The sequence below is a fragment of the Streptomyces pluripotens genome (assembly GCF_000802245.2).
Classification (GTDB): Bacteria; Actinomycetota; Actinomycetes; order Streptomycetales; family Streptomycetaceae; genus Streptomyces; species Streptomyces pluripotens.
On record NZ_CP021080.1, the window covers coordinates 2,996,906 to 3,012,179 of the forward strand.

At 70.4% G+C, this 15,274-nt stretch carries 13 protein-coding genes and 1 pseudogene; 6 read left to right on the top strand and 8 right to left on the bottom strand.

All coding sequences use genetic code 11. The annotated features are described in order from the left end of the window. Positions 1–418 precede the first annotated feature (418 nt). Positions 419–1,237 (top strand): DUF4253 domain-containing protein, encoded by an 819-nt coding sequence (locus tag LK06_RS13385; RefSeq protein WP_039650975.1) that lies wholly within the window; start codon positions 419–421, stop codon positions 1,235–1,237. 57 nt (positions 1,238–1,294) lie between these two features. On the opposite strand, the gene LK06_RS13390 is transcribed toward LK06_RS13385, so the two are convergent. Beyond that, positions 1,295–1,651, bottom strand: a complete 357-nt coding sequence (locus LK06_RS13390; RefSeq protein WP_039650973.1) for a DUF805 domain-containing protein — start codon at positions 1,649–1,651, stop codon at positions 1,295–1,297. A 285-nt stretch (positions 1,652–1,936) separates the two neighbouring features. Then, a complete protein-coding gene (gene hemB / locus LK06_RS13395) occupies positions 1,937–2,929 on the bottom strand; it encodes a porphobilinogen synthase (RefSeq protein ID WP_043431899.1) in 993 nt (330 codons plus the stop codon). Between the two features lie 384 nt (positions 2,930–3,313). Between hemB and LK06_RS13400 the strand changes: the two genes are divergently transcribed. Continuing rightward, a complete protein-coding gene (locus LK06_RS13400) occupies positions 3,314–4,309 on the top strand; it encodes a phospholipase D-like domain-containing protein (RefSeq protein WP_043431898.1) in 996 nt (331 codons plus the stop codon). Positions 4,310–4,462: 153 nt separating this feature from the next. On the opposite strand, the pseudogene LK06_RS13405 reads toward LK06_RS13400, so the two are convergent. After that, positions 4,463–4,830, bottom strand: a pseudogene (locus LK06_RS13405) (ATP-binding protein). Between the two features lie 38 nt (positions 4,831–4,868). Between LK06_RS13405 and LK06_RS13410 the strand changes: the two are divergent. Further along, positions 4,869–5,663 carry a DUF397 domain-containing protein gene (locus LK06_RS13410; RefSeq protein WP_324618353.1) on the top strand — a complete coding sequence of 265 codons (795 nt, stop codon included), beginning with the start codon at positions 4,869–4,871 and terminating at the stop codon, positions 5,661–5,663. 61 nt (positions 5,664–5,724) lie between these two features. On the opposite strand, the gene LK06_RS13415 is transcribed toward LK06_RS13410, so the two are convergent. The 5 genes from LK06_RS13415 to LK06_RS13435 form a co-directional block, all read right to left on the bottom strand. Continuing rightward, positions 5,725–7,434: a bifunctional uroporphyrinogen-III C-methyltransferase/uroporphyrinogen-III synthase gene (locus LK06_RS13415; RefSeq protein ID WP_039650965.1), complete on the bottom strand. Its 1,710-nt coding sequence runs from the start codon at positions 7,432–7,434 to the stop codon at positions 5,725–5,727. Continuing rightward, on the bottom strand, positions 7,431–8,390 hold the full coding sequence (gene hemC, locus LK06_RS13420; RefSeq protein WP_039650964.1) for a hydroxymethylbilane synthase: 960 nt from the start codon (positions 8,388–8,390) through the stop codon (positions 7,431–7,433). Before hemC ends, LK06_RS13415 begins: the two co-directional genes overlap by 4 nt. After that, positions 8,387–10,120 carry a glutamyl-tRNA reductase gene (locus LK06_RS13425; RefSeq protein WP_039650962.1) on the bottom strand — a complete coding sequence of 578 codons (1,734 nt, stop codon included), beginning with the start codon at positions 10,118–10,120 and terminating at the stop codon, positions 8,387–8,389. Before LK06_RS13425 ends, hemC begins: the two co-directional genes overlap by 4 nt. Next, positions 10,117–10,881, bottom strand: coding sequence for a redox-sensing transcriptional repressor Rex (locus tag LK06_RS13430; protein ID WP_039650960.1), 765 nt, complete (start codon positions 10,879–10,881; stop codon positions 10,117–10,119). The genes LK06_RS13425 and LK06_RS13430 overlap by 4 nt, the downstream gene beginning before the upstream one ends. Before the next feature lie 281 nt (positions 10,882–11,162). Beyond that, the gene (locus tag LK06_RS13435) at positions 11,163–11,444 is read right to left on the bottom strand and encodes a glutaredoxin family protein (RefSeq protein ID WP_174673863.1); all 282 of its coding nucleotides are present in this window, start codon (positions 11,442–11,444) and stop codon (positions 11,163–11,165) included. Positions 11,445–11,572: 128 nt separating this feature from the next. Between LK06_RS13435 and LK06_RS13440 the strand changes: the two genes are divergently transcribed. The 3 genes from LK06_RS13440 to LK06_RS13450 all read left to right on the top strand — a co-directional run bounded on the left by LK06_RS13440 (position 11,573) and on the right by LK06_RS13450 (position 15,262). After that, positions 11,573–12,517, top strand: coding sequence for an HAD family hydrolase (locus tag LK06_RS13440; RefSeq protein WP_071659235.1), 945 nt, complete (start codon positions 11,573–11,575; stop codon positions 12,515–12,517). A gap of 462 nt (positions 12,518–12,979) precedes the next feature. Further along, the gene (locus tag LK06_RS13445; protein WP_039650955.1) at positions 12,980–13,759 is read left to right on the top strand and encodes an ECF subfamily RNA polymerase sigma factor, BldN family; all 780 of its coding nucleotides are present in this window, start codon (positions 12,980–12,982) and stop codon (positions 13,757–13,759) included. Positions 13,760–14,008: 249 nt separating this feature from the next. Beyond that, a complete protein-coding gene (locus LK06_RS13450; RefSeq protein WP_039650953.1) occupies positions 14,009–15,262 on the top strand; it encodes a DUF5667 domain-containing protein in 1,254 nt (417 codons plus the stop codon). Positions 15,263–15,274 lie beyond the last annotated feature (12 nt).

The following is a 15,274-nucleotide window of genomic DNA, read 5'->3' on the forward strand; positions in this document are numbered from 1 at the left end:
ATCGCCATGTGTGGATAATGCACCCGTGACCTCAGACATAGCCCGTCCAAGATGGTGGTCCGCGCTTCGCGCTGTGCTGGGCTTCGTCGTTGGCGGCGGACTCGGCTTCTTCGTTTACGCAGTGGTGAGGCATCACCCGGTTGCTGCAATGCCGTGGGGCGGGCTGCTGTTCGGGGCGATCGTGTGCGCGACACTCAGCGCACTGTTCCCCAAGCGACATCGCCGGTGAGTCCCTCTCCCACGGGCAAAGCCTCAAGCTGCGGCGGCAAGGGGGCGTCCGCCCCAGCGGTGCCTTTCTCGCTGCGGATGCGGGCGTGTGCGCGGCGTTGGGCGGCACTAGAAAAGCCGTACCGGCAAGGGCGTTGACCGAAAAGGCAGGTCAACACCATTGTCAGTGGGTCCCCTTACAGTCACCGGCATGGCGACTCTTCCTAACCCGCTGCCCCAACTGATCACCGATCCGAGCGGGCGCGCCGTCGGGCTGCAACTTCCGCCCGGCCAGCTGTTCGACCTGACCGACGACGGCCCCTGGCACGAACCGCTCCTGTGGCACGCGCAGAAGCAGGCCGCGCCCGGCACCTGGAAGGCCCTGGGCGCTCCGGCGTCGCGCGTCGGCCTGCTGCCGGTGATCGTGGACCTGGGCGGCTCCGCAGGTGGCCTGCGGGACTGGGGTCTGCTGCCCGGCGAGACCTCGTATCCGGGGGACCACGACGCCGAGGACGTCCTCGCGGAGTACTGGTGGGAGGAGACGGAGGGCGGCGAAGCCGCCGCGGACATCGAGCCGTTCGGGGTCGAGTGGCCCGGCCTCGCGCCCGCTGCGGCTCTCACCGCCGACCCGGACACACGGGCCGCCCAGGTCGCCGACATGCTGGCCGGCAACCCGGATCCGTTGATCGAGGAGCCGCACCTCGCGCTGGTCCCGGCCCGGCGGTCCGCCGACATCCCGGCGGCGATCGGCTGGGCCGGCCCGGTGAACTACGAGTGCGACGTGGCCCGGCTGTGCGCCGTCCTGCGCTCCTGGGAGGACCGCTTCGGCATACGGGTCGTAGCCCTCGGCCTGGACACCCTCGTCGTGTCCGTCGCGGCCCCGCCGGCCACCCGGGCGGAAGCCGAGGCAGTGGCCGCGGAACACTTCGCGCTCTGCCCCGACACCATCGGCCAAGGCGACCGGGAAAGCCTCCAGGCCTACGCCAAGGACCTCGTCGGCGCCCACACCTGGACCTTCTGGTGGGACTGAGGAAGCCCGGGCACCAGCCCGGGCTTCCTCAGGAGAGCGGATGTCGGCGCGACGTCATCACGCGAACACCGGCGCCTCCTTAGGGTTCGGACCGAACTTGTTCACGCCCGGCTGGCTGTCCAGGCAGTAGAAGACCAGCAGGGTGATGGGACCGACGACCGGGACGAGCTCGAAGAGGAACCACCAGCCCGAGCGACCCGTGTCGTGCAGTCGGCGCACGGCGACGGCCAGGGTGGGCAGCAGGAACCCGAGCACGGGGATGGCTATGAGGTAGGGCGCGTGGGCCGCATAGCCGAGGATCCCGAAGACGCCGTAGATGATCTCCAGGAACAGGGTGTACAGCCAGTACTCCTTGCGGCGCGCACGCCCGCCGAAGACCGCGTACTTCTTGAGTGCCTCGATGAACCAGCTCACTACAACCCCCAGGTATCGACGTTCAGACCTTGCGAACGGATCAAGGTCAGGCGCAGACACTAAGGGCTCTGCAAGCTCGCGTCACTCCGCGCAGGCCGCAGCCGAACAGGGCTTTGGGCGCACTCCAAACATCGCTTTTCAGACAGATACGCCCAGGATCACGGTCTCCTCACGGGACAAACACCGGCGGTTCCCGCAACCGCGTCCGTTCCGTTGCCGAACCGAAGGCAGGTCGATCCCGTTCCGCCGCCGGTTCGGTACCGGAATGATCTCGAACCGTTTCCGTCAGGCCAGCTTCCGGGCCGCTTCGGTCGCCCAGTAGGTGAGGATGGTGCGCGCTCCGGCCCGCTTGATGCCGGTCAGCGTCTCGAAGATGGCCCGGTCGCGGTCCAGCCAGCCCTTCTCCGCGGCGGCCTCGACCATCGAGTACTCACCGGAGATCTGGTAGGCGGCGACCGGCACGTCGACGCTGTCCGCGACCCGCGCCAGGATGTCCAGGTACGGTCCGGCCGGCTTGACCATCACCATGTCCGCGCCCTCGGCCAGGTCCAGCTCCAATTCCCGCAGGGACTCGCGCCAGTTGGCGGGATCCTGCTGGTAGGTCTTGCGGTCGCCCTGGAGTGAGGAGGCGACGGCCTCGCGGAAGGGGCCGTAGAACGCGGAGGAGTACTTGGCCGTGTAGGCGAGGATCGCCACGTCCTCCCGACCGATCTGGTCGAGCGCGTCCCGGACCACGCCGATCTGACCGTCCATCATCCCGCTCGGGCCGACGACGTGGGCGCCGGCGTCGGCCTGCACCTGCGCCATCTCGGCGTACCGCTCCAGGGTGGCGTCGTTGTCGACCCGCCCCCGGTCATCCAGTACGCCGCAGTGCCCGTGGTCGGTGGTCTCGTCCAGGCACAGGTCGGACATGACGAGCAGGTCGTCCCCGACCTCGGCCCGCACGTCCCGGATCGCGACCTGCAGGATCCCGTCCGGGTCGGTGCCCGGCGTGCCCACGGCGTCCTTCTTGGACTCCTCCGGCACGCCGAACAGCATAATCCCGGAGATCCCCGCCTCCACGGCCTCCAGCGCGGCCTTCTTCAGGCTGTCCCGGGTGTGCTGCACGACACCGGGCATGGCGGCGATCGGCACCGGCTCGCTCACGCCCTCCCGAACGAATGCCGGAAGGATGAAGTCGGCGGGGTGCAGCCGTGTCTCGGCGACCATGCGCCGCATGACGGGCGAGGTCCGCAGCCGCCGGGGTCGCGTGCCGGGGAAGGATCCGTACTTCGTCATGCCCCCTACGCTACGCCCGCGGGACCCGCCCCTTTGCCGACTCCCTGTCGGCCGCCCCGGTCGCGCGGCGGCCGACCCGCCCGTCCCGGAACCACCTCCCGGTACCGCCCGCAATGAGGCTCGCACAGGACCGCGCAGACCCGCGCCGATGCCCGCACCGGCGCCCGCGGCGGTACCGGCATACCGAGATTTTGCGGACCACTGACCTTCTCTCGAACCGCCTCCCATCAGCACGTTGTCCGCTTCGCCCGCTCTTCCGGCCGACTGGTCACCACGCGTTCACTCCGCCACCCTTCCTCAACGTTCTACGCGCGTGGTGTCATGCACGCGCCACCCTCAGGGCCACCCCCCGAGGGAGTTCTCCTCACCGACTAGGAGTCACGCATGCTGTGGAAGGTCCTCGGCCGTGCGGGCGTCGCCCTGGCGGCCGGCACCGCCGTCCTCGCCACCGCCGCCCCCGCGAACGCCGCGAGCTACAACGCCTTCGCCTTCTCCCAGAGCGGCAACGGTCAGACCACCGTCTACGACTTCATCAACTCCGCCACCAGCACGCTCGACATGACCATGTACGAGCTGGAGGACACCACCGCCGTCGACAACCTCGTAGCCCTGCAGGACAAGGGCGTCACCGTCCGGGTCGTCCTGGACCGACGGCACAAGAGCGCGAACAACTCGGCGTACACCGCCCTGAAGAACGCGGGCGTGGGCGTCGTCTGGTCCTCGTCCCGCTTCGTCTACACCCACCAGAAGACGATCACGGTGGACGGCACCAAGTCCCTGATCATGACCGGGAACCTCACCGCCCAGTACTACACGACCAGCCGTGACTACGGCGTCTTCACCGACGACACCCGGGACGTGGCGTCCATCGAGAAGGTCTTCAACGCCGACTACGACGACACCCCGATCACCCCCACCGACGGCGACCACCTGCTGTGGTCCCCCACCGACTCCCGCGACCGCCTGGTGTCCCTCATAGACTCGGCCACCACCACCCTCGACGTCGAGGAACTGGAGCTGAGCGACAGCGCGGTCGTCGACGCCATCGTGGCGCGCGCCGAGGCGGGCGTGACCGTACGGGTGGTCCTGGAACACCCCTCCTCCTACTCCAGCGAGGTCTCCGCCATCGAGGCCGCCGGCGGCACCGTCGTCGGCTACTCCGACTACTACGGCTTCTACATCCATGCCAAGGCGATGGTCGCCGACTACGGCCTGTCCACCCAGGCGGTGGAGGCCGGCTCCATCAACATCAGCAGCAACTCGCTGGACAACAACCGCGAGCTGGGCATCGTCCTCAAGGGCACGGGCGTCGCCGAACCGGTGGCCACCACCATCGAGACGACGTTCGACAGCGACTACGCGGGCGGCACGGCCGCCTGACGGTGAGGGTGACGGGCGGGGGCCCGGGTGCGTCCCGTGCCCCCGCCGGTCCCGGGCCGCACGAGAGCACCGGCCGTGATGCGACGGGCGCGAGCGGCAATCACAGGTGACGGCCAGGCTCCGGCGAGCGGACGGCACCTTCGCGCCCGTCCGTCACAGGTCCAGTTCCGCCCACACCGTCTTGCACGGCACCGGCCCGCACCGCACACCCCAGCGGTCCGCCAACTCCTCCACCAGCAACAGTCCGTAGCCGGACTCGGCGGCTAAGCCGACCGCGGCCCCACGGACGGGCAGGTGATCGCCCGGGTGTCGGTCACCTCGATCCGCAGCAGCCGCCACGCGGTGACCGAGAGCACGAGGCGGAAACTCCGGCCGGGCACCCGGCCGTGGAACGCGGCGTTCGCCGCCAGTTCGGCGACGATGAGCCGGGCGGGGTCCAACGGCAGGTCCCATGCGTGCAGTTGCTCGACCGCGAGCAGCCGGGCGAGACGCGCGCCGCGATGGGTCGGGGAAAGGGGCACGCAGAACTGGCGCGCCGGGTGCGGTGATGAAGCGGGACGTGGCCGAGGTCCGGTACCCGAAGAAGGTGCGGGACCTGAAGCGCTTGGAGGCGGAAGCGGTGGAGCTGTGCGCGTACAACAACTCCGTCCTCCATGGGCTGTTGCAGACCGAGGAGTACGCGCGGGCCATCTTCAACGTCCGTCGACCCGCTTTCACCGAAGGAGAGGTGGAGCAGCAGGTGACGGCACGCTTGGCTCGCCAAGAGATCCTCGATCCCGGAGCAAGCCGACGTGTTTTCAGCTTTGTTCAGTGTGAGTCGACGCTTCGGCGCCCTATTGGGGGAAGGATCGTCATGCGACGGCAACTCGAACGAGTGTTGGAGGTGGGGCGGCTACGCAACGTGGACCTCCAGGTCCTGCCCCTGAACCGCGAGGAGAACTCGGGCACCGACGGCTCATTCAGGCTCCTCAAACTCACCGACGGAGCCACGGTCGCGTTCAGCGAAGCACCACTCAGCAGCCGTGTCATGACCAACCCCAAAGAGACGACAGTCCTGGACATTCGTTATGGGGTCATCCGAGCCCAGGCTCTCAGCCCTCGGGAGTCCTTGGCCTTCATCGAAAAGGTACTGGGAGAGACAGAAGACATGACGCTTAAGGCCTCAGGAGACACGGACGCCAGCGTGGAGTGGATAAAGAGCAGCTACAGCACGGCCGACGGACCCGACTGCGTCGAAGTCGCCGCCGTCCCCGACACCGTCCTCGTCCGCGACTCCAAGAACCCCCAGGGCCCCCGCCTCGCCCTCACCCCCACCGCGTGGACGAGCTTCCTGCCGTACGCCTCCGGCAGCTGACCTGAGCCCGGGACGGAGCGCACCGCGTTCCCACGCGGTGCGCTCCGGTGTGCCGCTTGCGTCAGGTCGTCGACCGCCGTCGCCGCGCCCCCGGCCGGCGCTCGCTGGGCCGGGTGACCGGGTCCCCGGCCTCCAGCGCGGCGGCACGCCGCTTGGCGCCGAACTCGGCCAGCGCCTCCGCCAGCCGGTGCACGGACGGCTCCGGAGCCATGACGTCGACCCGCAGACCGTGTTCCTCGGCGGTCTTGGCCGTGGCCGGGCCGATGCAGGCGATCACCGTCACGTTGTGCGGCTTGCCGGCGATGCCCACCAGGTTCCGCACCGTGGACGAGGACGTGAAGAGCACGGCGTCGAAGCCGCCGCCCTTGATCGCCTCCCGTGTCTCGGCCGGGGGCGGCGAGGCCCGTACGGTCCGGTACGCGGTGACGTCGTCGACCTCCCAGCCCAGCTCGATCAGGCCGGCGACGAGGGTCTCGGTGGCGATGTCGGCGCGGGGCAGGAAGACGCGGTCGATCGGGTCGAAGACCGGGTCGTAGGGCGGCCAGTCCTCCAGCAGACCGGCGGCCGACTGCTCGCCGCTCGGCACCAGGTCCGGCTTCACGCCGAAGGCGATGAGCGCCTTGGCGGTCTGCTCGCCCACCGCGGCCACCTTGATGCCCGCGAAGGCCCGGGCGTCGAGGCCGTACTCCTCGAACTTCTCCCGGACCGCCTTGACCGCGTTGACGGACGTGAAGGCGATCCACTCGTAGCGGCCCGTCACCAGACCCTTGACGGCACGTTCCATCTGCTGGGGCGTGCGCGGCGGCTCGACGGCGATCGTCGGCACCTCGTGCGGCACCGCGCCGTAGGAGCGCAGCTGGTCGGAGAGCGACGCTGCCTGCTCCTTCGTGCGCGGCACGAGCACCTTCCAGCCGAACAGCGGCTTGGACTCGAACCACGAGAGCTGGTCACGCCGGGCGGCGGCGGAGCGCTCACCGACCACGGCTATCACCGGCCGGCCGCCGTCCGGCGACGGCAGCACCTTGGCCTGCTTCAGCGTCTGCGCGATCGTGCCGAGCGTGGCCGTCCAGGTGCGCTGACGGGTCGTCGTACCGGCGACGGTGACCGACAGCGGGGTGTCCGGCTTGCGGCCCGCGGACACCAGTTCGCCCGCGGCGGCGGCCACCGCGTCCAGGGTGGTGGAGACGACGACCGTGCCGTCCGAGGCGCCCACCTCCGTCCAGCAGCGGTCGGAAGCGGTACGGGCGTCCACGAACCGGACGTCCGTGCCCTCGGCGTCCCGCAGCGGCACACCGGCGTAGGCCGGCACGCCGACCGCCGCCGCGACGCCGGGAACGACCTCGAAGGGCACCCCGGCGGAGGCGCAGGCGAGCATTTCCTCGGCCGCGTACGTATCTAGTCCCGGGTCCCCGGACACCGCACGGACGACCCGCCTGCCGCCCCGGGCAGCCTCCATGACAAGATGGGCGGCATCCCGCACCACCGGGACAGCGGCGGTTTTTGACGTGCCGTCAACGACCGCCAGCTGGGGCGTGCCCGTGCCCGGAAGCGGGCCCGAGGAAGGATCCGCGTCCGTTTGCACGACGGAGACGCCCTGTCGTGCGTGCGTCCGGATCACGTCGAGCACCTCGTGCTCGGCGACCAGGACATCCGCGTTCGACAGCGCCTCCACGGCGCGCAGAGTGAGCAGTCCCGGATCTCCGGGTCCGGCACCCAGGAAGGTGACGTGCCCGTGTTCCGGACCGGCGGCGGGAAGGGTGGTGGGGCTCAATGTGCTCGCTCCCCCATCAGACCGGCCGCGCCCTGGGCAAGCATCTCGGTGGCGAGTCCGCGACCGAGTGCCGTCGCCTGGTCATGCGTCTGGGGCATGGGACCGGTGGTGGACAGCTGCACCGTGCGGGTGCCGTCGGTCGTGCCGACGACGCCGCGCAGGCGCATTTCCTTGACAAACTGCCCGTCGGCCAGAAGGTCGGCCAGCGCACCCACGGGAGCGCTGCAGCCGGCCTCCAGGGCGGCGAGCAGTGACCGTTCGGCCGTCACGGCGGCCCGCGTGAACGGGTCGTCGAGTTCGCCGAGCGCCGCGATGAGGTCCGCGTTGTCCGCGGCGCACTCGATCGCCAGGGCCCCCTGGCCGGGGGCGGGCAGAACCGTGTCGACCGACAGGAAGTCGGTCACCTCGTCGATCCGGCCGATCCGGTTCAGTCCGGCGGCGGCCAGCACGACGGCGTCCAGTTCGCCGTTGCGAACGTACCCGATCCGGGTGTCGACGTTGCCGCGGATCGGGACCGTCTCGATGTCCAGGCCGTGGACGCGCGCGTACGCGTTCAGCTGCGCCATGCGGCGCGGCGCACCGGTGCCGATGCGGGACCCGCGCGGCAGGTCGGTGAACTTCAGGGCGTCCCGCGCGACGATCACGTCCCGCGGGTCCTCGCGCACCGGTATGGCCGCCAGGGCCAGCTCCTCGGGCTGCGCGGTCGGCAGGTCCTTGAGCGAATGAACCGCGAAGTCGACCTCGCCCCGCACCAGCGCGTCGCGCAGCGCCGTCACGAAGACGCCGGTGCCGCCGATCTGCGCCAGGTGCTCGCGGGAGGTGTCGCCGTACGTGGTGATCTCGACCAGCTCGACGGGTCGCCCGGTCACCTGGCGGACGGCCTCCGCCACCTGCCCGGACTGGGCCATGGCGAGTTTGCTCCGCCTGGTCCCCAGCCTCAGTGCCTTCTCAGTCATGCTGGTCGGTCCTTCTCGTCTGTGCTGTCCCCGGCCCGGGAGACGGAGGCGACCGTCTCGGGGTCGAGGTCGAACAGGGTGCGCAGCGCGTCCGCGTACCCGGCGCCGCCGGGCTCGGCCGCGAGCTGCTTGACCCGCACGGTCGGCGCGTGCAGCAGTTTGTCGACGACCCGGTGCACGGCCTGCCGGATCTCACCGCGCTGGCGCTCGTCCAGGTCGGGCAGGCGGCCATCGAGTCGCGCGATCTCACCGGCGACGACGTCGGCGGCCATGGAGCGCAGCGCGACCACGGTGGGCGTGATGCGCGCTGCCCGCTGGGCCGCTCCGAAGGCCGCCACCTCGTCAGAGACGATACGCCTCACCTGGTCGACGTCGGCCGCCATGGGAGCGTCGGCGGAAACCTCCGCCAGCGACTCGATGTCCACCAGCCGCACCCCCGCCAGCCGGTGCACGGCCGCGTCGATGTCGCGGGGCATGGCCAGGTCGAGGAGGAACAGGGAGGGGTCAGGGCGCGGGATCTCCGCCACCGGCTCGGGCTTGCGCCGCTCGGGGACGCGGCCGACGGTGGCGACGGTCGCGGCGAGCGCGGTGATCAGCTCGGCGTCCGCCTCCGGGGTGCGGCGTTCCCCGCGATCCGCGGCGGTGCCTCCGCCGGGCTCCCGGCTTCGCTCGAAGCGGGAGGTGCCCGTGCCGACCCAGGCGGCGTGCTGCTCCAGGGTGGCCGCGTCCATGCCGGCCACGGCGGCCTCGCCGTGCACGGAGAAGCCCGTCGCGCCCTGCACGGCGGCCAGGTCCAGCGGGCAGTTCTCCTCGGTGCCGGCGCTGGTGGAGGGCCAGGGAGTCTCCGGCCTCGCGGCCGGGAAACCGGTACCGGCGGTCACCTGTCCGGCGCGGCCCTCAGCCGCCCGGAGGACCGCGTCCGCCGTGAGCACCAGGCCGGTCGCCCCGGTGCAGGAGACGACGACGTCGGCACGTGTCAGCTCGGCCGGCACCGCGTCCATCGCCACCGCGCGCGCGGTCACGGCGGTGTCCTGACCCTCGGTCAATATCTGTGCGAGCCGTTCGGCGCGCTCGACGGTGCGGTTGGCGACGACGACTTCGGTGACCCCGGCCCGCGCGAGCGTGGCCGCGGCCAGCGAGGACATCGATCCGGCGCCGATGACCAGCGCCGTGCGGTCCGCCGCCCACACCTGGACGTCTCCGCCCCCGGCCAGTTGCTCCAGGCCGAAGGTGACCAGGGACTGCCCGGCACGGTCGATACCGGTCTCGGAGTGCGCGCGCTTGCCGACCCTCAGGGCCTGCTGGAACAGGTCGTTCAGGAGCCTTCCGGCCGTGTGCAGCTCCTGGGAGCGGGCCAGGGCGTCCTTGATCTGCCCGAGGATCTGCCCCTCGCCCACGACCATCGAGTCCAGGCCGCAGGCCACCGAGAACAGGTGGTGGACGGCTCGGTCCTCGTAGTGCACATAGAGGTAGGGCGTCAGCTCCTCCAGGCCGACCCCACTGTGCTGGGCGAGCAGCGTGGACAGCTCGGCGACACCGGCGTGGAACTTGTCCACGTCGGCGTAGAGCTCGATGCGGTTGCAGGTGGCGAGCACCGCGGCCTCGGTGGCGGGCTCGGCGGTGACCGTGTCCTGCACCAGCTTGACCTGGGCGTCCACGGCCAACGCGGCCCGCTCCAGCACGCTGACCGGGGCGCTGCGGTGGCTGAGCCCGACGACTAGGAGACTCACGCCGGCATCACGGCGGGTACGTCCCCGTCGGGCCCCTGGTCTGCGGAATCGTCGCGGGCGGTGGCGGCGGGCAGGGCGCCTTCGCCGGGCGCGGTCTCCTCGCCGGCCTTGCGCTGCTCGTGGAAGGCGAGGATCTGCAGCTCGATGGAGAGGTCGACCTTGCGCACGTCGACGCCGTCCGGCACGGACAGCACGGTCGGCGCGAAGTTCAGGATGGAGGTGACCCCGGCGGCCACGAGCCGGTCGCAGACCTGCTGGGCTGCGCCGGCGGGGGTGGCGATGACACCGATGGACACCCCGTTGGTCTTGATGATCTTTTCCAGGTCGTCCGTGTGCTGCACCGGGATTCCGGCAACGGGCTTGCCCGCCATGGCCGGATCGGCGTCGATCAGCGCGGCCACCCGGAAGCCACGGGAGGCGAAGCCGCCGTAGTTGGCGAGGGCGGCGCCGAGGTTACCGATGCCGACGATCACGACCGGCCAGTCCTGGGTGAGGCCGAGTTCACGGGAGATCTGGTAGACGAGATACTCCACGTCGTAGCCGACACCGCGCGTTCCGTAGGAACCCAGGTACGAGAAGTCCTTGCGCAGCTTGGCGGAGTTGACCCCCGCCGCCGCGGCCAGCTCCTCGGAGGAGACCGTGGGCACCGAGCGCTCAGACAGCGCGGTCAGGGCTCGGAGGTACAGCGGAAGCCTGGCGACGGTGGCCTCGGGAATCCCTCGGCTACGGGTCGCCGGTCGGTGTGTTCGGCCAGTTGCCACGGTGCTCCTGCGGGTAGAGCGGGGCTGCGGGCGGCCATACGTTCCCGGACCGCCCCGTCGACAGCAGGCTATGTCTTTGTGAACGCGTGCACAAAGATGGTGTCCGATTTGCCCGGCAGAAGTGACCGGGGTCACGCACCTTCGGGACCTTCGGCGGGAACCGGCACATACACACCGGCGTCCCTTCATTACTGGGGGCAAAGCCGCACCCTCTCCTCACGAATCCCGCCCCCGAGATCAAGCCGCCATCGATCCTAAGCGACTCGCCGGGCCGGTTTGTACTAGTCGGTCAGTGCCCGCAGAAGTCGCTCCTCGTTCACCCGCCAGAAGGTGTGCTGTTCACCGTCTACCAGGACGACCGGGATCTGCTCCCAGTACTGGTCGTGGAGCTCCTGGTCATGCGTGATGTCCCTCAGCTCGAAGGGGACACCGAGGTCGCCGCACACCTTCTCGATCACCACCTGCGCGTCATCGCACAGATGGCAGCCGGGCTTGCGGATGAGAGTGACCAGCCGCTCGTGCGGAGCGGCCTTGCGCCGGAAGAGAGGACTCATACCGGCCATTCTCCCGCCTCCCCTCCGTTTCCCCCGGCCTGTTCAACAGCTCCGCTTAACGGCCCGGCCGCGCAGAGTTCACGCCCTTCGAACCTCTCGGCTCCGGGAGCCCCGAACAGACTGGCTATGCTCACCGCATGGCCGCTCTCGGATGGCTCACTCCCCGTAGGCGCTCCGCCACGGCGCGAAGCGTGTTGGCAGGCGAGGCCTCGGCGGAGGCTGCCCGCAAGTCCTCGCAGGAGGCACAGGAGGCGGAGGAGGCACAGGAGGCGCAGCTCGCCGAGGAGGAACCGGAATTCCCGGTGATCGGCGACGTCAAGGCGGCCGCCTTCTTCGACCTCGACAACACCGTGATGCAGGGCGCCGCGCTGTTCCACTTCGGCCGGGGCCTGTACAAGCGGAAGTTCTTCGAGACCCGTGACCTGGCCAAGTTCGCCTGGCAGCAGGCATGGTTCCGGCTGGCCGGCGTCGAGGACCCGGAGCACATGCAGGACGCCCGCGACTCCGCCCTGTCGATCGTCAAGGGCCATCGCGTCGCCGAACTCAAGACCATCGGCGAGGAGATCTACGACGAGTACATGGCCGAGCGCATCTGGCCGGGCACCCGCGCCTTGGCCCAGGCCCACTTGGACGCGGGCCAGAAGGTGTGGCTCGTCACCGCGGCCCCGGTCGAGATTGCCCAGGTCATCGCCCGTCGCCTCGGCCTGACCGGCGCGCTCGGCACGGTCGCGGAATCGGTCGACGGGGTCTACACCGGCAAGCTCGTCGGCGAACCGCTGCACGGCCCGGCGAAGGCCGAGGCGTTGCGCGCCCTGGCCGCGGCGGAGGGGCTGGACCTCTCCCGCTGCGCGGCCTACAGCGACAGCCACAACGACATCCCCATGTTGTCCCTGGTCGGCCACCCGTACGCCATCAACCCGGACGCCAAGCTCCGCAAACACGCCCGGGAGAAGGACTGGCGCCTGCGCGACTACCGCACGGGCCGCAAGGCGGCGAAGGTCGGCATTCCGGCGGCGGCGGGCGTGGGGGCGGTCGCCGGCGGCACGGCGGCGGCGATCGCGTTCAGCCGGCGCCGCCGGTAGCACCCCCGCACGCGGCAGCGGACGGCCCCGACCCGGAGGCAGCCCGCCGTGTGGCGGCCCCCGCCATGGACATCGCGCGCCGCCGACAGCGGGCGGCCGGCCGTACGGCCTCCCGGCACCCGCCGCAGGGGTGCGGACAGGCCGATCCACCAGGCCGCGGCCCCGTCACGGCACCTGGCGTCTGCGGAAACGTGCCGCCTGTCGCGCGATGATGCCCGCCCCCCCACGCCCCGCACTTCGCCGAATCCCACACCTTTCCGTTCAACAATCGATCATTCTGCGACACTTAACCCGACGCCAATCAGTTACGGAAGCGACGCAATCGGTGATTTGAGCAACCCGGTGTAGCAGTGCCTGCACGAAGCGTTATTCTCCTCAGACGCAAACCGGCACCCTTCCGTCGCTGCGACGGGTGAAAGGTTCCGCACTGCACGTGATGGAAGCTCTGCCTCTGGGAGTCCCGTGTACCCACACGTCGGGGTTGACGCCTCGGGCCTGGCTACGCTGCGCGCAACAGTCGCAACGGTCAAAGAGACGCTGCGCGGCTTCGTCCCCACCGCGTACGCCGTCCCCGCCCTAGCCACCGCCGCACCCGTCGGCCCGTGCTACGCACTGGCCGACGGCGGCGCCGCGGTGGGCAGACGGGGGCGCTCCGCCAGCGCCACCACCACCCGCCGTCCGGCGGCGGACAGCGACAGCGCCCGGATGCTGGACCTCGTAGAACGCGCCCAGGCGGGTGAGGCCGAGGCCTTCGGCCGGCTCTACGACCAGTACAGCGACACCGTGTACCGGTACATCTACTACCGCGTCGGCGGCCGGGCCACCGCCGAGGACCTCACCAGCGAGACCTTTCTGCGGGCACTCCGCAGGATCGGCACCTTCACCTGGCAGGGCCGCGACTTCGGCGCCTGGCTGGTCACGATCGCCCGGAACCTGGTCGCGGACCACTTCAAGTCCAGCCGCTTCCGGCTGGAGGTCACTACCGGCGAGATGCTGGACGCCAACGAGGTCGAGCGTTCCCCCGAGGACTCCGTCCTGGAGTCCTTGTCGAACGCTGCCCTGTTGGACGCCGTACGCCGCCTCAACCCGCAGCAGCAGGAGTGCGTGACGCTCCGCTTCCTCCAGGGCCTGTCGGTCGCCGAGACCGCCCGGGTCATGGGAAAGAACGAGGGCGCCATCAAGACCCTGCAGTACCGCGCCGTCCGCACCCTGGCCCGGCTCCTGCCGGACGACGCCCGCTGAGCCACGGCCCGCGCCATCACCACACACGGCAACTCTCAATTCATGGTCAGTGAAACGTTGTTGCCTTTCTGATCCGATCATCCGCCGTCCGTAACCCAAGTGCCGCGCCAGTCGTTGTGCGGGATACAGGCTCCCTGTGGTCGCGTCCCGGCCGCTCCTGATCGCCCGATCGTGTGGAAGTGGTCGTGGGCGTGCAACCCTCAGGACCCCCTGGGGAGTCGACCGTCATGACGAGAGGAGGTGCCGCCAGTGATCGCGAACGTATCGGCGCACCGGCGGGCGAACGCCTTCGCCCTGGCTCTGGAGGAGCAGTCCGACCGGGACACGGCGGCCGAGCAGTCCGCAGCACCGGCGGGGTCACCGCCGACCACCGAGGAACAGACCGAGCAGGGCGGACTACTGGCCCTGGCGGCAGGTCTCGACTCGCTGCCCAAGCCGCAGCTTGACCCCGAGGTCAAGATCGTCCAGCGCGCCCAGCTGGTGGCCGCGATGGAGGCAATGCTCCAGGAGGGAACCGGGGCGGCGGATGCTTCGGTACCCGAGCAGCGCTCCCACCGGGCGAAGGCCGCGCACCGGGCGAGCCCGCTCGGAAAACTCCGTCCGCGTTCCAGACTGACCAAGGGGCTCGCCGCGGGCGGCCTCAGCGTCAGCGTGGCCGCAGGAGCCTTCGGCGGAGTCGCCGCGGCGAGCTCCAACGCCCTCCCGGGCGATTCGCTGTACGGCCTGAAACGCGGCATAGAGGATTTCCGGCTCAACTACCTGGCCGATGGCGACGACCAGCGCGGCCAGACGTACCTCGACCAGGCCTCCACCCGGCTCAGCGAGGCCCGTCGGCTGATGGAGCGGGGCCGCAGCGGCCACCTGGACCACGAGTCGATCGGCGAGATCCGCCGCACCCTGTCCGGCATGCAGCGTGATGTGACTGAGGGACACCGTCTGCTGCACGCGGCCTACGAAGCCGACCCCGAATCCCTGGGCCCCATCCAGGCACTGTCCACGTTCTCCCAGTCCCACCGCGAGGCCTGGAGCACACTGAGCGACAGGCTTCCGGTGCAGCTCGGAGACGTCAAACAGCAGGTGTCGTCAGTCTTCGACGCCATAGACGAAGAGGTCGCCCCGCTGCAGTCCCAGCTTCCGCGGCCGCCCGCCCGAGGCGGCGGCGACGAGCGGCGGGCAAGCACCGGCCCGACCACCGGCGCCTCTGGTGCCTCCGGCACCCGCCGGTCCACCCCCCCAAGCTCCGACGGCAGCACCCCGTCCGCCGGTGAGTACGCGCCGAACACCGGTGGCAGCACCAGCGACCCGAGCAGCACGGCCACCACCAGCAGCGACGGCCTCCTCGGAGGCAGCACCGGCGGCCTGCTGGAACCGCCCAAGACCGGCACCGGCAGCGACACGCCGTCCACCAGCGCGTCTCCGACGGACCAACCCGACGTCACTCTCCCGCCGCTCCTCCCGGGCCTGCTGCCCGGTCTGGGCATCGACAGCGAGGACGCGGGCTGAACCTCTCCGGCG